The following is a 20,618-nucleotide window of genomic DNA, read 5'->3' on the forward strand; positions in this document are numbered from 1 at the left end:
GGAGCGGCTTCAGCCGCGAAGAGGCCAGCACGGTCATTTGCCGCTGCGCTGGAAGCGCGCCACCTCGACGAACAGATCGGAATTGGCCGGGTCATCCAGGTAGGCCAGCACCCGCGCCGGCGGGCTGTCGATCAGCACGCCTTCGCCGTTTTCTTCCGGCACCTGGACCGTGCGCCCGGTCAGCTCCTTGTGTTCGACCGCCTGCTGCACCTGCTCGACATCGAGGTTGTAGAGCACCAGTTCCTTGCCATCGACGATGTCGAAGCCACCGATCAGGAAGTTGCCACCCTGGCGCTTGGGCACGCCGGCCGACAGGTACCAGCGGTTGCCATGGCGCGACACGGTGAAGGTGTACTCCTCGGGCGCCTTGCCCTTGGCCGTGGCCACGGCCTTGTAGGCATCGCCGCCGCTGCGGCTGATGGTCAGCTTCAGCGGTTCGCCCCAGGCGTCCTTGCTGCTCCACTTGCCGAGCAGGGCCTTGGGTGCCGCCTGGTTGCTCGGCAGCGGTTCGTGGAAGGTCACCAGACAACCGCCCAGCAGCAGGAATGACAAGGTCAACAACACCACACGCCAGGCTTTCATCAGGTTCTCCTTGAAAATTCGGTCTCAGCTCAAGCCGATGCCAACACCAGGTGCAGGTAACGGGTAAGCATAGCGAGCATCTGCCCATCGGCTTGCGCGTCGGCATCCTTGAGCAGGCCCTGATATTCCATCTGCACGATAATCGCCGTCAACATCTGGGCGTCCTGCTCCGGCTGTTGCGAGCCCATCACCTGCAGCAGGTGACGTGCGCCGTGCAGCAGAATCTGCTCATGGGCGCAGACCAGCTCCGCCAGGCGCGGGCACAGCAGCGCCTCCTGGCGGAAGGCCTGCTCGGCCATGATGAAGTCGCGGCGGGTCAGCAACTGGCGCGAAACATAGTCGGCGACGATGTGGGCTATGGCGTCCGCCAGGCGCGCCCGCGACGCCACGCTGCCGTCATCCTTGGCCAGCAGCTCGCGCAGCAGCACCTCGGTGCTGGCCCAGAGCTTGGCCATGTAGGCGGCGCTGCGCTCGACGTACTGGGCGAAGGTATCGGTCAGCAGGTCTTCGATGTCCTTGAAGTAGTAGGTGGTGGCCGACAGCGGCACACCGGCCTCGGCGGCCACCGCACGGTGGCGCACGCCACGCACGCCATCGCGCACGATGATGCGCATGGCGGCGTCGAGGATCAGCTGGCGGCGCTGCTCGCTGCCTTGACGGGCGGTCTTGCGACCCTGGTACTGCACGCTTTCGGCGACGGCGGTGGCGATGCCGGCGGCGCCTTGTTGGGCGATTGCGGGTGTCACGGGGCGGTACCTCACAAACAGGGGGTTGTCAGTGCCGGCCCTTTCGCGGGTAAACCCGCTCCCACAGGGTTCACCACAGCCCTCAGGATCGGTGCAGATCCTGTGAGACCAGAGAATTCACCACATGTGCAAATCCCTGTGGGAGCAGAGAATTCACCACATGTGCAAATCCCTGTGGGAGCGGGTTTACCCGCGAAAGGGCCGGTACAGCCAATACAAGTGTACAGGCAAGAAAAAGCCGCCTCGAAAGGCGGCTTGATCATTTCACTCAGGCCTGTGGACGCATGTGCGGGAACAGGATCACGTCGCGGATCGACGGCGAGTTGGTCAGCAGCATCACCAGGCGGTCGATGCCGATGCCTTCACCGGCGGTCGGCGGCATGCCGTATTCCAGGGCGCGGACGAAGTCGGCGTCGTAGTGCATGGCTTCGTCGTCACCGGCGTCCTTCTCGGCCACCTGGGCCAGGAAGCGCTCGGCCTGGTCTTCGGCATCGTTGAGCTCGGAGTAGGCGTTGGCGATCTCGCGGCCACCGATGAACAGCTCGAAACGGTCGGTAACGGCCGGGTTGTCGTCGTTGCGACGGGCCAGCGGCGAGACTTCGAACGGGTACTCGGTGATGAAGTGCGGCTGCTCCAGCTTGTGCTCGACCAGCTCTTCGAAAATCATCACCTGCAGCTTGCCCAGGCCTTCGTGGCCGAGCACCTTGGCACCGGCCTTCTTGGCGATGTCGCGGGCGCGGTCGACGTCCTGCAGGTCGGCGGCGGTCAGTTCCGGGTTGTACTTGAGGATCGAGTCGAACACCGACAGGCGCACGAACGGTTCGCCGAAGTGGAACACCTTGTCGCCGTACGGCACGTCGGTGCTGCCCAGCACCAGCTGCGCCAGCTCGCGGAACAGTTCCTCGGTGAGGTCCATGTTGTCGCGGTAGTCGGCGTAGGCCTGGTAGAACTCGAGCATGGTGAATTCAGGGTTGTGACGGGTCGACACGCCTTCGTTACGGAAGTTGCGGTTGATCTCGAACACTTTCTCGAAGCCACCGACAACCAGGCGCTTGAGGTACAGCTCCGGCGCGATGCGCAGGAACATGGCCATGTCCAGGGCGTTGTGGTGGGTTTCGAACGGCTTGGCCGCGGCACCGCCCGGGATGGTCTGCAGCATCGGCGTCTCGACTTCGAGGAAGTCGCGCTCGATGAGGAACTTGCGGATGTGCGAGATCACCTGGGAACGCACGCGGAAGGTGTGGCGGGTTTCCTCGTTGACCATCAGGTCGACGTAGCGCTGGCGGTAGCGCTGCTCGGTATCGGTCAGGCCGTGGTGCTTGTCCGGCAGCGGGCGCAGCGACTTGGTCAGCAGGCGCACGTTGGTCATTTCGACGTACAGGTCGCCCTTGCCGGAACGTGCCAGGGTGCCTTCGGCGCTGATGATGTCGCCCAGGTCCCAGGTCTTGACCGCGGCCAGGGTTTCTTCCGGCAGGGTCTTGCGGTTGACGTAGACCTGGATGCGCCCGGTCATGTCCTGGATGACCATGAACGAGCCACGGTTGAGCATGATGCGACCGGCAACCTTGACCGGGATCGCGGCTGCTTCCAGCTCTTCCTTGGTCTTGTCCGCGTACTGCTTCTGCAGGTCGTTGCAGTAGCTGTCGCGACGGAAGTCGTTGGGGAAGGCGTTGCCCTTGGCGCGCTCTGCGGCAAGTTTTTCCTTGCGCAGGGCGATCAGGGCGTTTTCTTCCTGTTGCAGGTCTTGCGATTCGGTCTTCAGGTCGCTCATGTCGTCATTCTTTCCATCAGGTATTCGTTGCCCGTTCCGGGCAGGGCGCGCGCTACCGGCGGCTGGCCGGGTAGCGCGGCGGTGGTGTACGGCTTACAGGCCCTGCTTGAGGCTCGCTTCCAGGTACTGGTCGATGTCGCCGTCCAGCACCTTGTTGCAGTCGCTGCGCTCGACGCCGGTCCGCAGGTCCTTGATGCGCGAGTCGTCGAGCACGTAGGAGCGGATCTGGTGGCCCCAGCCGATGTCCGACTTGCTGTCTTCCAGCGCCTGCGAGGCGGCGTTGCGCTTCTGCATCTCCAGCTCGTACAACTTGGCCCGCAGCATTTTCATGGCGGTGTCCTTGTTGGCGTGCTGGGAACGTTCGTTCTGGCAGGCCACCACGGTGTTGGTCGGCACGTGGGTGATACGCACCGCGGAGTCGGTGGTGTTGACGTGCTGACCACCGGCACCGGAGGAGCGGTAGGTGTCGATGCGCAGGTCGGACGGGTTGATCTCGATCTCGACCTTGTCGTCGATCTCGGGGGACACGAACACCGCCGAGAACGACGTGTGGCGACGGGCGCCGGAGTCGAACGGGCTCTTGCGCACCAGGCGGTGCACGCCGATTTCGGTACGCAGCCAGCCGAAGGCGTACTCGCCCTTGATGTGCACGGTGGCGCCCTTGATGCCGGCGACCTCGCCCTCGGACAGCTCGATGATGGTGGCGTCGAAGCCGCGCTTGTCGGCCCAGCGCAGGTACATGCGCAGCAGGATGTTGGCCCAGTCCTGGGCCTCGGTGCCGCCGGAGCCGGCCTGGATGTCCAGGTAGGCGTTGTTCATGTCCATCTCGCCGCTGAACATGCGACGGAACTCAAGCTGGGCCAGGGATTCTTCCAGGGCCTGCAGCTCGGTCTCGACATCGCTGACAGCACCTTCGTCACCTTCCTCGACGGCCATGTCGAGCAGGTCCTTGCAGTCGCTCAGGCCGTTGGCCATCTTGTCCAGGGTCTCGACCACCTGGGCCAGCATGGCGCGCTCGCGGCCCAGGGCCTGGGCGTACTCGGGCTTGTTCCAGACGGCGGCGTCTTCCAGCTCGCGGTTTACTTCGACCAGGCGATCAGCTTTGTGATCGTAGTCAAAGATACCCCCGAATGGACTGGGAACGCTCGGTGAGGTCCTTGATGGTGTTGAGGATCGGTTGGATTTCCATGGGCGGGCAGCTCTCGTGCGAATTCGGTGAAAAGCCCGCGAGTATAACCCATCCTTGGAACAGCGGCAGCCCGTTGGGCAGCCGCCCCCGCCTCAGGCGCTACCGACCTGGTTGCGGCCGTTGTTCTTGGCCAGGTACAGGCCCTTGTCCGCCGCCGAAATCAGCTGCCGGCAGTGGCTGCCGATCGCCGGGGTCAGGGTCGCCAGGCCGATGCTCACGGTCAGGTGCGAATCGGCCTGGGGCGCGGTGTGTGGAATGTTCAGGCCGAGGATGGTCTGGCGCAGCTTCTCCGCCACCAGCCGCGCCCCGCCCGGGGAGGTGTTGGGCAGGACCAGGGCGAACTCCTCGCCGCCATAGCGCGCCGGCAGGTCGGTGGGCCGCGCACAGGAGCCGCGGATGGCTTCGGCGACCTGGCGCAGGGCCTCGTCGCCGGCCAGGTGGCCGAAGCTGTCGTTGTAGGCCTTGAAGTAGTCGACATCGATCATCAGCAGCGACAGTTGCTGCTGTTCGCGCATTGCCCGGCGCCATTCCAGCTCCAGGTATTCGTCGAAGTGGCGGCGGTTGGACAGCCCGGTGAGGCCGTCGGAGTTCATCAGCCGCTGCAGCATCAGGTTGGTGTCGAGCAACTGCTGCTGGCTCACGCGCAGGGCGCGGTAGGCCTCGTCGCGCTGCAGCAGGGTCAGGTAGGAGCGCGAGTGGTAGCGGATGCGCGCCACCAGTTCGATGGTGTCGGGCAGCTTGACCAGGTAGTCGTTGGCCCCGGCGGCGAAGGCGGCGCTCTTGACCAGCGGGTCTTCCTTGGTCGACAGGACGATGATCGGGATGTCCTGGGTGGCCGGGTTGTTGCGGTACTCGCGCACCAGGGTCAGGCCGTCCAGGCCGGGCATGATCAGGTCCTGGAGGATGACCGTGGGCTTGATGCGCATGGCCTGGGCCACCGCCTGGTGCGGGTCGGCGCAGAAGTGGAAGTCGATGTTGTCCTCGTGGGCCAGGCCACGCCGCACCGCTTCGCCGATCATCGCCTGGTCGTCGACCAGCAGGACCATCGCCGAGTTTTCGTTGGGGGTCGCAAAGCCTTCGATCGGTAGATCAGTCATTCGAATTCACCTGATCACTGCCGCCCGCGCGGCGCGATTCAATACATATCGTCATTTGGCAAAGATTTCCAGCAAGCGCCCGGCAATTCGCTCCAGCGGGCGGATTTCCACCGCTGCGTCGATGGCTGCGGCGGCCTTGGGCATACCGTAGACAGCGCTGCTCTGCTGGTCCTGCGCGATGGTCAGGAAGCCTTGCTGGCGCATGAGTTTGAGGCCCTGGGCGCCGTCGCGGCCCATGCCGGTGAGCAACACGCCCACCGCCTCGCCGCTCCAGTAGCGCGCCACGCTCTCGAAGAACACATCGATCGAGGGGCGGTAGATTTCGTTGACCGGCTCGGCGGTGTAGGCCAGCTGGCCGTTCTGCAGCAGGCGGATATGGTGGTTGGTGCCGGCCAGCAGCACCTGCCCGGGCTGGGGCGGCTCGCCTTCGCGGGCCAGGCGCACCGGCAGCCCGCTGGCGCTGGCGAGCCATTCGGCCATGCCGGCGGCGAACACCTGGTCGACATGCTGGACCAGCACGATCGACGCGGCAAAGCCCCGCGGCAGGCCCTTGAGCAATACCTCCAGCGCCGCCGGCCCGCCCGCCGACGAGCCGATGGCCACCAGGCCGCTGCGCTGGGACGCTTCACGCAGCGGCGCGGCGACGGTCGCCTTGCTGGCCCCGGGACGCTGCTGACCGATCAGCCAGCTGATGTTGAGGATCTTGCGCAGCAGCGGCGCCGCCGCCTCGCGCGCATCGCCGGCGCCCAGCGCCGGGGTGTCGACCACATCCAGGGCACCGTGGCCCATGGCCTCGAACACCCGGTGCACGTTCTGCTTGCGGTCGACGGTGACGATGACGATGGCGCAGGGGCTTTCGGCCATGATCCGCCGGGTCGCCTCGACGCCGTCCATCACCGGCATGATCAGGTCCATGAGGATCAGGTCCGGGGTGTCTTCGGCGCTCTTGCGCACGGCATCGGCACCATTGCCGGCCACCCAGATCACCTGGTGCGCCGGCTCGAACGCCAGCGCCCGGCGCAGCGCCTCTACCGCCATGGGCATATCGTTGACGATCGCGATCTTCATCCCTGAGCCCCTCCGATCAGTTCGACCACGGCATCCAGCAACGCATCGTCGTGGAAGCTGGCTTTTGCCAAATAGTAGTCGGCGCCGGCGTCCAGGCCACGTCGGCGATCTTCTTCGCGGTCCTTGTACGACACCACCATCACCGGCAACGACTGCATCCGCTGATCGCGACGCACCAGGGTGACCAGCTCGATGCCGTCCATGCGCGGCATGTCGATGTCGGTGATCAGCAGGTCGAAGTCCTCGCCGCGCAGGGCGTTCCAGCCGTCCATGCCATCCACCGCCACCGCCACGTCGTAGCCGCGGTTGCTCAGCAGCTTGCGCTGCAGCTCACGCACGGTCAGCGAATCGTCGACCACCAGCACGCGCTTGCGACTGACCCCGCGCCCTCCCTGGCCGCCACGCTCGATTCGCTCCAGGCGGCCAGTGCTGAGCAGCTTTTCCACGGAACGCAGCAGGTCCTCGACATCGATGATCAACACCACCGTGCCGTCATCGAGCAGCGCGCCGGAGGAAATGTCCTGGACCTTGCCCAGGCGCGGGTCCAGCGGCATCACCACCAGCACCCGTTCGCCGACCAATCGCTCCACCGCCACGCCATAGAGCTGTTCGCGCTCACGGATCACCACCACCCGCAGGCTGCTTTCCTCGCCCCCGGCAGTTGGCCGGTCGAGCAACTGGCTGGCCGCCACCAGGCCGATGTGCCGGCCCTCGTGCCAGAAATGCTGGCGGCCCTCGATCTGCACGATGTCCTCGGCGGCCACGTCCAGGGTGCGTTCGATATGTGCCAGCGGGAAAGCGTAGGCCTCGTTGCCGACCTCCACCACCAGGCTGCGCACCACCGACAGGGTCAGCGGCACCTCCAGGTGGAAGCGACACCCCTGGCCGGCGACCTGGGTCAGCTCGATCGCTCCGCGCAGGTCGCGCACCATGTGCTGCACCGCGTCCAGGCCAACGCCCCGGCCGGACACCTCGGTCACCTTGTCGCGCAGGCTGAAGCCTGGCAGGAACAGGAAGGTCAGCAGCTCCGCCTCGCTCATCTGCGCCACGGTCTCGGCCGGCGACAGGCCGCGTTCGACGATGCTGCGCTGCAAGCGCGGCAGGTCGATGCCGGCGCCATCATCGGTGAGCTCCAGCACCAGCATCCCGGCCTGGTGCGAGGCGCGCAAACGCAGGGTGCCCTCCTCCGGCTTGCCCGCCAGCAGGCGCCGCTCGGGCGACTCGATGCCATGGTCGACGGCATTGCGCAGCAGGTGGGTCAGTGGCGCTTCGAGCTTTTCCAGCACGTCGCGGTCGACCTGGGTCTTGTCGCCCTCGACCAGCAGGCGCACCTGCTTGCCCAGCGAGCGGCCCAGGTCACGGACCATGCGGACCTGGCCGCTGAGCACATCGGCGAACGGGCGCATGCGGCAGGCCAGCGCGGTGTCGTAGAGCAGCTGCGCGCGCTGGCTGGCTTGCCAGCCGAATTCGTCGAGGTCGGTAGCCTGCTGCTGCAGGATCTGCTGGGTCTCGGCCAGCAAGCGCTGGGTCTGGGCCAGGGCCTCGAGCACTTCGCTGTCCTGGCCGCTGCCTTCGAGCTGGGTCTTCAGGCCATCCAGGGCGCGCATGCCCTGGCCGTGCATGCGCTTGAGGCGCTGCAAGGTGGCCAGGTAAGGCTTCAGGCGCTGGGTCTCGACCAGCGATTTGCTCGACAGGTCGAGCAGGCTGTTGAGGCGATCGGCGGTGACCCGCAGCACCCGCTCGCTGCCTTCACCGCCGCGCTTGCCAGGCTTGCGCAGCGCGGCGGGCAGTGCTTCGGGCTCCGCCATGGCCAACTCGGGCTCGACCACAGGCGTTGCCGGCGGTGCTGGCGGCGCAGCGGGCACGGGGGCAGGCAGCGGCGTTGCGCCGGGGTCGAGCAGGCCGGCCATGTGGGCCAGGAAACCCGGCACCGCCGCTTCGCCATTGGGGTCGCCGGGCGTGGCGATGTGCAGCAGCAGGTCGGTGCCGCGCAGCAGCGCGTCGATATGCTCGCCACGCAGCAGCAGCCGACCCTCCTGGGCCGCCACCAGGCAGTCCTCCATCACATGGGCGACACTGACCCCGGCGTCGATGCCGACGATCCGCGCCGCCCCCTTGAGCGAGTGGGCCGCACGCATGCAGGCCTCCAGCTGGTCGGCCTGGGTCGGGTTACGCTCCAGCGCCATCAGCCCGGTGCTTAGCACCTGGGTCTGCGCCTCGGCCTCCAGGCCGAACAGTTCGAGCAACGATGCGTCGCGCATTTGCTCAGGGGTCATGACAGGCTCCGCTGCACGGCAGACAGTAAATGGTGATCGTCCAGTACGCGCACACTGCGCCCGCGCCACTGCAGCACCGCAGCGGTGAACGGCGCGGCATCTTCGCCAGCGCCCGGCAGCGTGGCGTCGAGGCGATGGATGCCGTCGACCTCGTCCACCGTCATCACCACCGGGCCGCCCTCGGCCGCCAGGATCAGCATGCGCGGCATCGCCCGACCGCTGCGTGCCTGTTGCGGCTGCTGATCCACGCCCAGCAAGTCGCCCAACGACAAGCACGGCACCAGCGCGCCGCGTACATTGGCCACCCCTTGCAACACTCGCGAACGCTGGTGTGGCAGCGAATGCACCGCCTGCACAGGGGCGATCTCGGCCAGGCTGGCGGTGGCCAGCGCCAGCCATTCCTCGCCCAGGCGGAACAACAGCAGCGAGCGCCCAGCGCTGGTCTCGGCCGGTGCGGCCTGGAGCGCATCACTGGCCTCGACCAGGGCGTAGCGGTCGAGCAGGCGCGTGGCCGCCGCCGCGTAGACTTCGCAGTTGCGGCAGTGAATGTGCCGCTCCAGCAGCGGGCACTGCTTGTCGCCGTGCACGCCGATGCGGTTCCAGCAATCGTCGATGCGCTCATCGTTGTCGGCGAGCAACTCGATCGCCTGTTCCACTTTCATCGTTCAGACTCCCGGCCAGCACGCGCTGCCCGTTCCTGCAGGCGCCGGGCCCCCACGTCGTCGCCCTGGGCGGCCAGCAAGGTCGCCAGGTGCAGCAGCGCCTCGGGGTGCTGGGGCTCCAGGTACAGGGCCTTGCGGTAATGGGTCAGGGCTTGCCGGGCATCGCCCTCGGTATCGCTGAGCAAGCCCAGCCAGTAATACACCTGGGCTTTGGGCGTGAACTGGCGCAGGTAACGCTGGCAACTGGCACGTGCCTGGGCGCTGTCGCCGGCGTTGGCCTGGCGGGCGATGCTGGCGAGCAGTTCGCTTTCGCTTTCCGCAGGTTCGCTGCCCGGCAGCGTCGCTACCGCTGTGCGCAAAGCACGCGGTGCTGCTGGCGCGGGCCTGACCGGCTGCGCCGGAGCCGGCCTGCTGCCCAGCGCACGAGCGGGCGCCACGGGCGGCGGCCCCTCGGGCTGGCGGACATAGGCAAACGACTGGGCGATGCCCAATGGGCGCATGCCCAGACGCGCCAGCAGGCTACCCTCGGCAGGGCCGATGAACAGCACGCCCTGGGCATGGGCCAGGCCCTTGAGCACCTCGAACACGCGCTGCTGGGTCGTTACATCGAAGTAGATCAGCAGGTTGCGGCAAAACACGAAATCGTACTGGCCATTGCGCCTGGCCAGGGCCGGGTCGAGCACATTGCCCACGTGCAGGCTCACCCGCTGGCGTACCCGCGCATCCAGCACATGGCCCTCGTCGAGCGCATGGAAGTGGCGCTCGCGAAACGCCAGGTCGCTGCCGCGGAACGAGTTGCGCCCGTACAGCGCCTGCTCGCCCTTGGCCACCGAGCTGGGGCTGATGTCGATGCCGTCGATGTGGAACGCCGTGGGGGCGATGCCGGCATCGAGCAGGGCCATGGCCATGGAATAGGGCTCCTCGCCGGTGGAACTCGGCAGGCTGAGCAAGCGCAGGGGCCGCTCGCCGGCCAGTTCGGCCAGGCGCTTGTGGGCCAGCCCGGCCAGCGCGGTGAACGATTCGGGGTAACGGAAGAACCAGGTCTCCGGGACGATCACCGCCTCGATCAGCGCCAGTTGCTCATCCGCCGACTGCTGCAGGCGCACCCAGTAGTCGTCCATGTCCGCAGCCTCGAGCGCGGCACAGCGCTGGCGCAGGGCACGCTCGACCATCGGCACGCCGACCGACTCGACATCCAGGCCGATGCGCTCCTGCAAAAAACGGAAGAAGCGTTGCTCGCTCATGCCATCACCTGCCCTGCGGGAAACAACAGCTCGCGCACGGCAGCGGGCAGCAGGTCGTCCACCTCGATGCGCTGCAACAGGCCCTGGGCATCCTCGCGCACCGGCCCCAGGTAGCGGGCCTCGCCGTTGTCCAGGCCATACGGCTGGAACTCCTCGGGCGCGCAGCGCAGGGTCTCGGTGGCTTGCTCGAGCACCAGGCCCAGCACATGCTCGGTGCGGTAGCGCACCAGCACCAGCCGCGTGCTGGTGCGCTCGGCCGCTGGCTGGGCAAAGCTCAAGGCCGACAGGTCGACCACCGGCACCAGCACCCCGCGGTGGGGCAGGATGCCGGCGACCCAGGCCGGTGCCTGGGCAATCGGCTTCAGCGGCCGGCGCGGCAGCACTTCGATCACCTCACGCACGTCGAGGGCGAAGCGTTGCCGGTTGAGGCGAAACTGCAGGTACAGCGTGCCCTTGGCGCTGGCCACCACGGGCGTCTGGAGGGGCTGGTTGTTCATCCCGGTCAGACTTTGAAGCGCGATACACCACCGCGCAGGCCGGCGGCCACCTGGCTCAGCTCGTCGATGGCGAAGCTGGCCTGGCGCAGCGATTCGACGGTCTGGGTGCTGGCATCGCTGAGCTGGGCCAGGGCCTGGTTGATCTGCTCGGCGCCGGTGGCCTGGGCCTGCATGCCCTCGTTGACCATCAGCACCCGCGGCGCCAGTGCCTGCACCTGGTGGATGATCTGGCTCAGTTGCTCGCCCACCTGCTGCACTTCGAACATGCCACGGCGCACTTCCTCGGAGAACTTGTCCATGCCCATGACCCCGGCCGACACCGCCGACTGGATTTCCCGCACCATCTGCTCGATGTCGTAGGTGGCCACGGCGGTCTGGTCGGCCAGGCGCCGCACTTCGGTGGCGACCACGGCGAAGCCGCGGCCGTATTCGCCGGCCTTTTCCGCCTCGATGGCGGCGTTGAGCGAGAGCAGGTTGGTCTGGTCGGCGACCTTGACGATGGTCACCACCATCTGGGTGATGTTGCTGGCCTTCTCGTTGAGGATGCCCAGCTTGGCGTTGACCAGGTCGGCGGCGCCCATCACCTGGTGCATGGTCTCCTCCATCCGCGCCAGGCCTTGCTGGCCGGAGCCGGCGAGGCTCGACGCCTGGTCGGCGGCACTGGTGACCTCGGTCATGGTGCGCACCAGGTCACGCGAGGTGGCAGCGATTTCCCGCGAGGTGGCGCCGATCTCGGTGGTGGTGGCGGCGGTTTCGGTGGCGGTGGCCTGCTGCTGCTTGGAAGTGGCGGCGATTTCCGTCACCGAGGTGGTCACCTGCACCGACGAGCGCTGGGCCTGGGCCACCAGGTTGGCCAGGGCCTCGGCCATCTCGTTGAAGCCGCTTTCGATGGCGCCGAACTCGTCCTTGCGGTCCAGGCTCAGGCGCATGCTCAGGTCACCCGAACGCAGCTTGTCGAGGGCATGCACCACGCGCTGGACCGGTGCGGTGATGGCGCGCATCAGCAGCAGGCCGCAGATGCCGGCGGCGACGATGGCCAGCAGCAGCGAAACCATCATGCTGCCCTTGGCGGTATTCACCGCGTTGACGATCTCGTGGGTGGCGGCGTCGGCGGCTTCGCGGTTGCGCTCGATCACCGTGTTCAGGTGCTTGCGCCCTTCGACCCAGGCGGGCGTGAGCTCTTCGCCGATCAGCCGCTCGGCTTCACCGTACTGGTGCTGGCGGTAGGCATCGAGCACCTTGTCCACCAGCCCGGTGTAGTGCTCTTCGAGCTTGACGAAGGTGTCGAAACTGCTTTGGTCGTCCTTGTCCTGGATGGTCGCCTGGTAGCTGGCCATGTGCTGCTTGAGGCGGTCGTCGAAGCTCTTGAACAGCTCCATGTCGGCCGAGGTGATCTCGCGGTGGCCGGACAGCCCCACCAGCTGCTGGCTGGTGACGTAGCTGTCGACCCAGGCACTGCGGATCATCGAGCTGTAGTAGACCCCTGGAATGCTGTCGGTGCCCACCGCTTCCTCGGCGCTTTCGATCGTCACCAGCCTTGAGTAGGCCGCCACGATCATCAGCAGCATGATGGCGATGATCACGGCGAAACTTGCCAGGATCCGTTGGCGCAAGGTCCAGTTCTTCACATTCAGCCCTCAGGAATTCACTACGAGCGGGAAAATCGTCGGAGTATAGCCCAGGCTTCCTACAGCTTTGCGGCTGATATGCGAGTTATTCAGGCCTATTTCCCTGGTGGATGGGCCATTTGCCATGCATCCAGGCATTCATTGCTGGGCAGCAAGCCGCACCTGGGTTTCCAGTTCCTGGCGCAGGGCCGGGTCGAGGCGTAACTGGCGGGCCAGTTCGTCGAGATAGGCGCGCTCCATGAAGTTTTCCTGGTCGACCATCATCACGCTGGCCAGGTACATCTCGGCGGCCATCTCAGGGGTTTGCGCGGCGCGGGCGACTTCGGCCGGGTCCAGCGGCTTGTTCAGCTCGTCGTGCAGCCAGTGCTGCAGCGTGCGGTCGCTGTCCAGGCGCGTGAACTCGCCCTCGATCAGGGCCCGCTCGCGGTCATCGATATGGCCATCGGACTTGGCTGCCGCCACCAGGGCCCGCAGCACCGCCTGGCTGTGCTGCTCGGCCTGGGCCGGCGGCAGGCGGTCGAGGGTCTGCGGCTCGCCGCCCTGCCCTGCGCCCTGGCGCGCCTGCCAGTTGCCATAGGCCTTGTAGGCCAGCACGCCGAGCGCGGCGAGGCCACCGTAGGTGAGCACCTTGCCACCGTACTTGCGTGCCTTCTTGTTGCCCAGCAACAGGCCCATGGCCCCTGCCGCCAATGCCCCTCCGCCGGCGCCGGAAAGCAGGCCACCCAGGCCACCCGCGCCGCCGCCGGGCTTGCCATTGGCGGAGGACTGTCTGTTCAGCAGTTCCTGGCCGGATTTGAGCAACTGGTCGAGCAGGCCCCGGGTGTTCATGCGCATGTCTCCACGGTAGGGAAAGGAATGCCCAGCGTAAGCCTTGCCGGCAAGTCAGCCACTCGCGGATTTGCTTCCGGATGTTGCATTGGCAGGTCAAAAGCCAACTAGACTCGACATCGCCAATACCTGCACACGCGCACTACGCTTATAACGATTGCTTCACTGCTTGCTGGATGACTGCCCCGACCAAGATCGCCAATAAGAGGGAACACCATGTCAGTGCACAAGACCACCTTGCTCGGCGCCGTGACCGGCGCATTGCTGGCCAGCGCCGGCTTGCAGGCCGCCGAATTGCCCAAGGCGCTGGGCGCCGGCGAGGGCCAGCTGGATATCGTCGCCTGGCCCGGCTACATCGAGCGTGGCGAAAGCGACAAGGCCTATGACTGGGTCAGCGGCTTCGAGAAGGACACCGGCTGCAAGGTCAACGTCAAGACCGCCGCCACCTCCGACGAAATGGTCAGCCTGATGAACAAGGGTGGCTACGACCTGGTCACCGCCTCCGGCGACGCCTCGCTGCGGCTGATCGTCGGCAAGCGCGTGCAGCCGATCAATACCGCCCTGATCCCCAACTGGAAGAACATCGACCCACGCCTGCAGAACGGCAGCTGGTACGTGGTCGACAAGCAGGTCTACGGCACCCCGTACCAGTGGGGCCCGAACGTGCTGCTGTACAACACCGACACCTTCAAGCAGCCGCCAACCAGCTGGAGCGTGGTGTTCGAGCCGCAGAACCTGCCCGACGGCAAGCCGAACAAGGGCCGCGTGCAGGCCTACGACGGGCCGATCTACATCGCCGATGCGGCGCTGTACCTCAAGTCAGCCAAGCCCGAACTGGCCATCGAAGACCCCTACGCGCTGACCGAAGCGCAGTACAAGGCCGTGCTCGACCTGCTGCGCCAGCAGCATCCGCTGGTGCACCGCTACTGGCATGACGCCACGGTGCAGATGAGCGACGTGAAGAACGAAGGCGTGGTCGCCTCCAGTTCCTGGGGCTACATGGTCAACGGCCTGAAGGCCGACAAGCAGCCGGTGGCCTCGACCATACCCAAGGAAGGCGCCACCGGCTGGGCCGACACCACCATGCTGCACAGCGAGGCCAAGCACCCCAACTGCGCCTACAAGTGGATGGACTGGTCGCTGCAGCCCAAGGTGCAGGGCGATGTGGCGGCCTGGTTCGGCTCGCTGCCAGCGGTGCCGGCGGCCTGCACCGGCAGTGAGCTGCTGGGGGCCGAGGGGTGCAAGACCAACGGCTTCGACAACTTCGACAAGATCGCCTTCTGGAAGACCCCGCAGGCCGCGGGCGGCAAGTTCGTGCCGTACAGCCGCTGGACCCAGGACTACATCGCGATCATGGGTGGGCGCTGAGGTCGGTTCATGCCTGTCAGGGCCCCTTCGCGGGCAAGCCCGCTCCCACAGGGATCGGCGCAGCCCCTGTGGGAGCGGGTTTACCCGCGAAGAGGCCGGCACAGGAGAAAGAAGTCCCCAGGAGCCCACACATGCCCCTAGCCGTCCAGTTCACCCAGGTTTCCCGCACCTTCGGCGAGGTCAAGGCCGTCGACCAGGTCAGCATCGACATCATCGATGGCGAGTTCTTCTCCATGCTCGGCCCCTCGGGCTCGGGCAAGACCACCTGCCTGCGCCTGATCGCCGGTTTCGAGCAGCCAAGTAGCGGCTCGATCCGCATCCACGGCATCGAGGCCGCCGGCGTGCCGCCCTATCAGCGCGACGTCAACACGGTGTTCCAGGACTACGCCCTGTTCCCGCACATGAACGTGCGCGACAACATCGCCTATGGCCTCAAGGTCAAGGGCGTGGCCAAGGCCGAACGCCTGGCCCGTGCCGAGGAAGCCCTGGCCATGGTCGCCCTGGCCGGCTACGGCGACCGCAAGCCGGCGCAGTTGTCCGGCGGCCAGCGCCAGCGCGTGGCCCTGGCCCGCGCCCTGGTCAACCGGCCACGGGTGCTGCTGCTCGACGAGCCGCTGGGCGCCCTCGACCTGAAGCTGCGCGAGCAGATGCAAGGCGAGCTGAAGAAGCTGCAACGCCAGCTGGGCATCACCTTCATCTTCGTCACCCACGACCAGACCGAGGCCCTGTCGATGTCCGACCGGGTGGCGGTGTTCAACCGCGGCCGCATCGAACAGGTCGACTCGCCGCGCAACCTCTACATGAAGCCAGCCACCACCTTCGTCGCCGAGTTCGTCGGCACCTCCAACGTGATCCGCGGCGCGCTGGCCGAGCAACTCAGTGGCCAGCGCTCGCCCTTCTCCATCCGCCCCGAGCATATCCGCCTGGCGGGCGCTGCCGTGCCAGGCCAGGACGTGCAGATAGCAGGCCAGTTGCGCGACATCCAGTACCAGGGCAGCGCCACCCGCTACGAAGTGCAGCTACCCAGCGGCCAGTTGCTGGCCGTGAGCCACGCCAACGACCGCTGGCAGGACCAGCCCCTGCCCTGGCAGGCGGGCCAGCAGGTGCAACTGCACTGGCCACGGGAGGCGATGACGGCGCTGCAGGAAACCGTGCTGGACGAGGGCCGCTGACATGCGCGGCCTGTCCAACCTGCTGTACCGGCGCCCCAACCTGTACCTGGCGTTGTTGCTGATCCCGCCGCTGACCTGGTTCGGCGCGATCTACCTGGGCTCGCTGCTGAACCTGCTGTGGCAAGGCTTCTACACCTTCGACGACTTCACCATGGCGGTGACCCCGGACCTGACCCTGGGCAACTTCGTCGCGCTGTTCAACCCGTCCAACTTCGACATCATCCTGCGCACCCTGGCCATGGCCGTGGCGGTGTCGCTGGCCAGCGCGGTGCTGGCGTTCCCCATCGCCTACTACATGGCGCGCTACACCCAAGGCAAGACCAAGGCGTTCTTCTACATCGCGGTGATGATGCCGATGTGGGCCAGCTACATCGTCAAGACCTACGCCTGGACCCTGCTGCTGGCCAAGGGTGGCGTGGCCCAGTGGTTCATCCAGCAATTGCACCTGGACGCCCTGCTGCAAGCGCTGCTGGCCGTGCCCGGGGTGGGAGGCAGCACGCTGTCGACCTCGCACCTGGGGCGCTTCCTGGTGTTCGTGTACATCTGGCTGCCGTTCATGATCCTGCCGATCCAGGCCGCGCTGGAGCGCCTGCCGCCGTCACTGCTGCAGGCCTCGGCCGACCTCGGCGCGCGGCCCGGGCAAACGTTCATGCAGGTGATCCTGCCGCTGTCGATCCCGGGTATCGCCGCCGGTTCGATCTTCACCTTCTCGCTGACCCTGGGCGACTTCATCGTGCCGCAGCTGGTCGGCCCGCCGGGCTATTTCATCGGCAGCATGGTCTATGCCCAACAGGGGGCGATCGGCAACATGCCCATGGCGGCAGCGTTCACCCTGGTGCCGATCGTGCTGATTGCCGTGTACCTGTCCATCGTCAAGCGCCTGGGGGCTTTCGATGCACTCTGAACGAGCGTCCGTGGGGCTGCGCCTGGCTGCCTGGGGCGGGCTGGTGTTCCTGCACTTTCCGATCCTGATCATCGTGCTCTACGCCTTCAACACCGAGGACGCCGCGTTCAGCTTCCCGCCCAAGGGCTTCACCTTGAACTGGTTCGCCGTGGCCTTCGCCCGCGCCGACGTGCTCGACGCCATCAAGCTGTCGCTGCAGGTCGCCTGCCTGGCCACGCTGATCGCCCTGGTGCTCGGCACCCTGGCCTCGGCGGCGCTGTACCGGCGCAGTTTTTTCGGCAAGGAGAGCATTTCGCTGATGCTGATCCTGCCGATCGCCCTGCCCGGCATCATCACCGGCATCGCTCTGCTCTCGGCGTTCAAGACCCTGGGGATCGAGCCGGGGGTCTTCACCATCGTCGTCGGCCACGCCACGTTCTGCGTGGTGATCGTCTACAACAACGTCATCGCTCGCCTGCGGCGCACTTCGCAGAGCCTGATCGAGGCGTCGATGGACCTGGGCGCCGACGGCTGGCAGACGTTCCGCTACATCATCCTGCCCAACCTCGGCTCGGCGCTGCTGGCCGGCGGCATGCTGGCCTTCGCCCTGTCGTTCGACGAGATCATCGTCACCACCTTCACCGCCGGCCACGAGCGCACCCTGCCGATCTGGCTGCTCAACCAGCTCAGCCGCCCGCGCGACGTGCCGGTGACCAACGTGGTCGCCATGCTGGTGATGCTGGTGACCATGCTGCCGATCCTCGGCGCCTACTACCTGACCCGGGGCGGTGAAAGCGTCGCGGGCAGCGGCAAATGACCCACAAGGAGCCCTTCATGCAAACGCACATGCTGATCAACGGTCGCCTGGTCGCCGGCGACGGCCCGACCTGGACCGTGCTCAATCCGGCCGAAGGCAGCGCTCTGGCGCAGATCAACGAGGCCACCGAAGCCCAGGTCGACACCGCCGTGCGCGCCGCCGACCAGGCGTTCGACAGCTGGTCGCAGACCAGCCCCAAGGAGCGCTCCCTGGCCCTGCTGGCCCTGGCCGACCTGATCGAGGGCCATGGCGACGAGCTGGCCCGGCTGGAATCGCAGAACTGCGGCAAGCCGTTCTCCGCCGCGCTGAACGACGAAATCCCGGCCATCGCCGATGTGTTCCGCTACTTCGCCGGCGCCGCCCGTTGCCTCGGTGGTTCGGCGGCCGGTGAATACCTGCCGGGCCACACCTCGATGGTCCGCCGCGACCCGCTGGGGGTGATTGCCTCCATCGCGCCGTGGAACTATCCGCTGATGATGCTGGCGTGGAAGATCGCCCCGGCCCTGGCGGCCGGCAACACCGTGGTCATCAAGCCCTCCGAGCTGACCCCGCTGACCGCCCTGCGCCTGGGCGAACTGGCCAGGGACCTGCTGCCGCCCGGAGTGCTCAACATCCTCTTCGGCCGCGGCCAGACCGTGGGCAGCCCGCTGGTCGGCCACCCCAAGGTACGCATGGTGTCGCTGACCGGCTCGATCCCCACCGGCGCGCACATCATCGGCAGCACCGCTGCCAGCGTGAAACGCATGCACATGGAGCTGGGCGGCAAGGCGCCAGTGCTGGTGTTCGACGATGCCGACATCGATGCGGCCATCGACGGCATCCGCACCTTCGGCTTCTACAACGCCGGCCAGGACTGCACCGCGGCCTGCCGCCTGTATGTGCAAAGCGGTATCTACGAGCGCTTCGTCGAGCGCCTGGGCAAGGCCGTGTCGAGCCTCAAGCCCGGCCTGCAGGACGCGGAGGACACCGAACTGGGCCCGCTGATCAGCGCCCAGCACCGCGACAAGGTGGCCGGGCTGGTGCAGCGCGCCGTCGCCCAGCCGCATATCCGCCTGGTGACCGGTGGCAAGGCGATTGCGGGGGACGGGTACTTCTTCGAGCCGACCGTGCTGGCCGACGCCTTGCAGGATGACGAGATCGTGCGCACCGAGGTGTTCGGCCCGGTAGTCTCGGTGACCCGCTTCAACAGCGAAGACCAGGCCCTGGAATGGGCCAACGACTCCGACTACGGCCTGGCCTCATCGGTATGGACCCGCGACACCGGCCGCGCCCACCGTCTGGCGGCGCGCTTGCAGTACGGCTGCACCTGGGTCAACACCCACTTCATGCTGGTCAGCGAAATGCCCCATGGCGGGCAGAAGCATTCGGGGTATGGCAAGGACATGTCGATGTATGGGCTGGAGGACTACACCTGCGTGCGGCATGTGATGATCAAGCATTGATTGAAATGCCTGGATTGAGGCTCAGACCTCGATCCAGGACAGTTCTGCGACTTCTGTGGGAGCGGGTTTACCCGCGAACACCGGCGAAGCCGGTGCCATTCACCGCGTTGCCTTCTTCGCGGGTAAACCCGCTCCCACAGGGTTCGGCTCACTGGCTGCCAATGATCAATCCCGAAGGTCGGACTCATGAATCGGGTTGGCGCGGCTGGTTGCCCGTTGATACTGCGCCGGCCAGGTCGCCTTGTTGCCGCCCAGGTCATCGTCGGCATGCAACGGCCAGTAAGGATCGCGCAGCAGTTCGCGGGCGAGGAAGATCACATCGGCCTGCCCGGTGCGCAGGATGTGCTCGGCCTGGGCCGGCTCGGTGATCATGCCGACGGTGCCGGTGGCGATCTCCGCCTCCTTGCGCACGCGCTCGGCGAAACGGGTCTGGTAGCCCGGGCCGGTGGGGATTTCGGCATTCACCGAGGTACCGCCGGACGACACGTCGATCAGGTCGACACCCAGCACCCGCAGGCGGCGGGCCAGTTCGACGGTCTCGTCCGGGTTCCAGCCATCCTCCACCCAGTCGGTTGCCGACACCCGCACCAACAGCGGCAGCTCGGCGGGCCACACCTTGCGCACGGCCTCCACGACTTGCAGGGTCAGGCGGATGCGGTTTTCGAAGCAGCTGCCGTACTCGTCACGCCGCTGGTTGCTCAACGGCGACAGGAACTGGTGCAGCAGGTAACCGTGGGCGGCGTGGATTTCCACCACCTTGAAGCCGGCGGCCAGGGCACGCTTTGTGGCGGCGACGAAGGCATCGATCACCGCCAGGATCTCGCCCTGGGTCAATTCCCGTGGCGGCGTGTGCTGCGGGTCGAAGGCGATCTTCGACGGCCCCACCGGCTGCCATCCACCGTCCTCGAGCTTGACGCTGCCCTGCTTGCCCAGCCACGGCCGATAGGTGCTGGCCTTGCGCCCGGCATGGGCCAGCTGGATGCCCGGCACGGCGCCCTGGGCGGTGATGAAACGGGTGATGCGCTGCAACGGCGCGATCTGCGCGTCGTCCCAGAGGCCAAGGTCTTCGGCAGTGATGCGGCCATCGGCGGTCACCGCGACGGCTTCGCTGATGACCAGGCCCGCGCCACCGACGGCGCGGCTGCCCAGGTGAACAAGGTGCCAGTCGTTGGCCAGGCCATCGATAGCGGAATACTGGCACATCGGCGAGACGGCGATACGGTTGGGCAGGGTCAGCTGACGCAGGGTGTAAGGCTCGAGCAGCAGGCTCATGAGGGCACCTCCCAAGGACTCCAATGGTGATCCGGCCCGGACACTCAAGTGCACATCCCTGGCCCGGTGCCGGTCA

Annotated in this window: 18 protein-coding genes; 5 read left to right on the forward strand and 13 right to left on the reverse strand. The window is 66.7% G+C overall.

The genetic code is table 11. The features are described 5' to 3' along the window. Window positions 1–33 precede the first annotated feature (33 nt). The 12 genes from ACIP21_RS16850 to ACIP21_RS16905 form a co-directional block, all read right to left on the reverse strand. The gene (locus ACIP21_RS16850; protein WP_400689612.1) at window positions 34–582 is read right to left on the reverse strand and encodes a hypothetical protein; all 549 of its coding nucleotides are present in this window, start codon (window positions 580–582) and stop codon (window positions 34–36) included. 29 nt (window positions 583–611) lie between these two features. Next, window positions 612–1,316, reverse strand: a complete 705-nt coding sequence (locus tag ACIP21_RS16855; RefSeq protein WP_400690220.1) for a TetR/AcrR family transcriptional regulator — start codon at window positions 1,314–1,316, stop codon at window positions 612–614. A 280-nt stretch (window positions 1,317–1,596) separates the two neighbouring features. Continuing rightward, the gene (gene lysS, locus ACIP21_RS16860; RefSeq protein ID WP_012270790.1) at window positions 1,597–3,099 is read right to left on the reverse strand and encodes a lysine--tRNA ligase; all 1,503 of its coding nucleotides are present in this window, start codon (window positions 3,097–3,099) and stop codon (window positions 1,597–1,599) included. A 93-nt stretch (window positions 3,100–3,192) separates the two neighbouring features. Next, window positions 3,193–4,288 (reverse strand): peptide chain release factor 2 gene (gene prfB, locus ACIP21_RS16865; protein WP_400689614.1). Its coding sequence is split into 2 segments (ribosomal slippage): window positions 3,193–4,215 and window positions 4,217–4,288, totalling 1,095 coding nucleotides; the frame shifts between segments, so codons are not numbered across the junction. 92 nt (window positions 4,289–4,380) lie between these two features. Next, window positions 4,381–5,385, reverse strand: coding sequence for a Wsp signal transduction system regulator diguanylate cyclase WspR (wspR, locus tag ACIP21_RS16870; RefSeq protein ID WP_400689617.1), 1,005 nt, complete (start codon window positions 5,383–5,385; stop codon window positions 4,381–4,383). 51 nt (window positions 5,386–5,436) lie between these two features. Then, the gene (locus ACIP21_RS16875) at window positions 5,437–6,453 is read right to left on the reverse strand and encodes a chemotaxis response regulator protein-glutamate methylesterase (RefSeq protein WP_400689619.1); all 1,017 of its coding nucleotides are present in this window, start codon (window positions 6,451–6,453) and stop codon (window positions 5,437–5,439) included. Then, window positions 6,450–8,729 carry a hybrid sensor histidine kinase/response regulator gene (locus tag ACIP21_RS16880; protein WP_400689621.1) on the reverse strand — a complete coding sequence of 760 codons (2,280 nt, stop codon included), beginning with the start codon at window positions 8,727–8,729 and terminating at the stop codon, window positions 6,450–6,452. Before ACIP21_RS16880 ends, ACIP21_RS16875 begins: the two co-directional genes overlap by 4 nt. Next, window positions 8,726–9,391, reverse strand: a complete 666-nt coding sequence (locus tag ACIP21_RS16885) for a chemotaxis protein CheW (protein ID WP_400689624.1) — start codon at window positions 9,389–9,391, stop codon at window positions 8,726–8,728. Before ACIP21_RS16885 ends, ACIP21_RS16880 begins: the two co-directional genes overlap by 4 nt. Next, on the reverse strand, window positions 9,388–10,635 hold the full coding sequence (locus ACIP21_RS16890; RefSeq protein WP_400689626.1) for a CheR family methyltransferase: 1,248 nt from the start codon (window positions 10,633–10,635) through the stop codon (window positions 9,388–9,390). The genes ACIP21_RS16885 and ACIP21_RS16890 overlap by 4 nt, the downstream gene beginning before the upstream one ends. After that, complete coding sequence (locus tag ACIP21_RS16895; RefSeq protein ID WP_400689629.1) at window positions 10,632–11,132, reverse strand: chemotaxis protein CheW; 501 nt, start codon at window positions 11,130–11,132, stop codon at window positions 10,632–10,634. Before ACIP21_RS16895 ends, ACIP21_RS16890 begins: the two co-directional genes overlap by 4 nt. 5 nt (window positions 11,133–11,137) lie before the next feature. Next, window positions 11,138–12,760: a methyl-accepting chemotaxis protein gene (locus ACIP21_RS16900; RefSeq protein WP_400689632.1), complete on the reverse strand. Its 1,623-nt coding sequence runs from the start codon at window positions 12,758–12,760 to the stop codon at window positions 11,138–11,140. A gap of 138 nt (window positions 12,761–12,898) precedes the next feature. Further along, on the reverse strand, window positions 12,899–13,588 hold the full coding sequence (locus tag ACIP21_RS16905) for a tellurite resistance TerB family protein (protein ID WP_400689635.1): 690 nt from the start codon (window positions 13,586–13,588) through the stop codon (window positions 12,899–12,901). Window positions 13,589–13,804: 216 nt separating this feature from the next. Here ACIP21_RS16905 and ydcS point away from each other — a divergent pair, with 216 nt between their 5' ends. From ydcS to ACIP21_RS16930, 5 genes are all read left to right on the forward strand, one after another. Further along, window positions 13,805–14,956, forward strand: coding sequence for a putative ABC transporter substrate-binding protein YdcS (gene ydcS, locus ACIP21_RS16910; RefSeq protein WP_400689638.1), 1,152 nt, complete (start codon window positions 13,805–13,807; stop codon window positions 14,954–14,956). 131 nt (window positions 14,957–15,087) lie between these two features. Further along, window positions 15,088–16,128 (forward strand): ABC transporter ATP-binding protein, encoded by a 1,041-nt coding sequence (locus tag ACIP21_RS16915; RefSeq protein ID WP_400689641.1) that lies wholly within the window; start codon window positions 15,088–15,090, stop codon window positions 16,126–16,128. A gap of 1 nt (window position 16,129) precedes the next feature. Continuing rightward, entirely contained in the window at window positions 16,130–17,032 is a 903-nt protein-coding gene (locus tag ACIP21_RS16920) for an ABC transporter permease (protein WP_400689644.1), read from the forward strand. Next, window positions 17,022–17,828, forward strand: coding sequence for an ABC transporter permease (locus tag ACIP21_RS16925; protein WP_400689647.1), 807 nt, complete (start codon window positions 17,022–17,024; stop codon window positions 17,826–17,828). The genes ACIP21_RS16920 and ACIP21_RS16925 overlap by 11 nt, the downstream gene beginning before the upstream one ends. A 17-nt stretch (window positions 17,829–17,845) precedes the next feature. Continuing rightward, window positions 17,846–19,270, forward strand: coding sequence for a gamma-aminobutyraldehyde dehydrogenase (locus tag ACIP21_RS16930; protein WP_400689649.1), 1,425 nt, complete (start codon window positions 17,846–17,848; stop codon window positions 19,268–19,270). Between the two features lie 165 nt (window positions 19,271–19,435). On the opposite strand, the gene ACIP21_RS16935 is transcribed toward ACIP21_RS16930, so the two are convergent. Further along, window positions 19,436–20,542 (reverse strand): NADH:flavin oxidoreductase/NADH oxidase, encoded by a 1,107-nt coding sequence (locus ACIP21_RS16935; protein WP_400689651.1) that lies wholly within the window; start codon window positions 20,540–20,542, stop codon window positions 19,436–19,438. Between the last annotated feature and the right edge of the window lie 76 nt (window positions 20,543–20,618).

Source organism: Pseudomonas sp. NPDC089401 (assembly GCF_044749485.1).
GTDB lineage: Bacteria > Pseudomonadota > Gammaproteobacteria > Pseudomonadales > Pseudomonadaceae > Aquipseudomonas.

Excerpts from the sequence above, each read along its gene's own strand:
- wspR (WP_400689617.1), bottom strand. The coding sequence starts at position 5,385 with ATGACTGATCTACCGATCGAAGGCTTTGCGACCCCCAACGAAAACTCG.
- ydcS (WP_400689638.1), top strand. The coding sequence starts at position 13,805 with ATGTCAGTGCACAAGACCACCTTGCTCGGCGCCGTGACCGGCGCATTG.
- ACIP21_RS16935 (WP_400689651.1), bottom strand. The coding sequence starts at position 20,542 with ATGAGCCTGCTGCTCGAGCCTTACACCCTGCGTCAGCTGACCCTGCCC.
- ACIP21_RS16875 (WP_400689619.1), bottom strand. The coding sequence starts at position 6,453 with ATGAAGATCGCGATCGTCAACGATATGCCCATGGCGGTAGAGGCGCTG.
- ACIP21_RS16930 (WP_400689649.1), top strand. The coding sequence starts at position 17,846 with ATGCAAACGCACATGCTGATCAACGGTCGCCTGGTCGCCGGCGACGGC.
- ACIP21_RS16895 (WP_400689629.1), bottom strand. The coding sequence starts at position 11,132 with ATGAACAACCAGCCCCTCCAGACGCCCGTGGTGGCCAGCGCCAAGGGC.
- ACIP21_RS16920 (WP_400689644.1), top strand. The coding sequence starts at position 16,130 with ATGCGCGGCCTGTCCAACCTGCTGTACCGGCGCCCCAACCTGTACCTG.
- ACIP21_RS16880 (WP_400689621.1), bottom strand. The coding sequence starts at position 8,729 with ATGACCCCTGAGCAAATGCGCGACGCATCGTTGCTCGAACTGTTCGGC.
- ACIP21_RS16905 (WP_400689635.1), bottom strand. The coding sequence starts at position 13,588 with ATGAACACCCGGGGCCTGCTCGACCAGTTGCTCAAATCCGGCCAGGAA.
- ACIP21_RS16915 (WP_400689641.1), top strand. The coding sequence starts at position 15,088 with ATGCCCCTAGCCGTCCAGTTCACCCAGGTTTCCCGCACCTTCGGCGAG.
- ACIP21_RS16850 (WP_400689612.1), bottom strand. The coding sequence starts at position 582 with ATGAAAGCCTGGCGTGTGGTGTTGTTGACCTTGTCATTCCTGCTGCTG.
- ACIP21_RS16925 (WP_400689647.1), top strand. The coding sequence starts at position 17,022 with ATGCACTCTGAACGAGCGTCCGTGGGGCTGCGCCTGGCTGCCTGGGGC.
- lysS (WP_012270790.1), bottom strand. The coding sequence starts at position 3,099 with ATGAGCGACCTGAAGACCGAATCGCAAGACCTGCAACAGGAAGAAAAC.
- ACIP21_RS16890 (WP_400689626.1), bottom strand. The coding sequence starts at position 10,635 with ATGAGCGAGCAACGCTTCTTCCGTTTTTTGCAGGAGCGCATCGGCCTG.
- ACIP21_RS16885 (WP_400689624.1), bottom strand. The coding sequence starts at position 9,391 with ATGAAAGTGGAACAGGCGATCGAGTTGCTCGCCGACAACGATGAGCGC.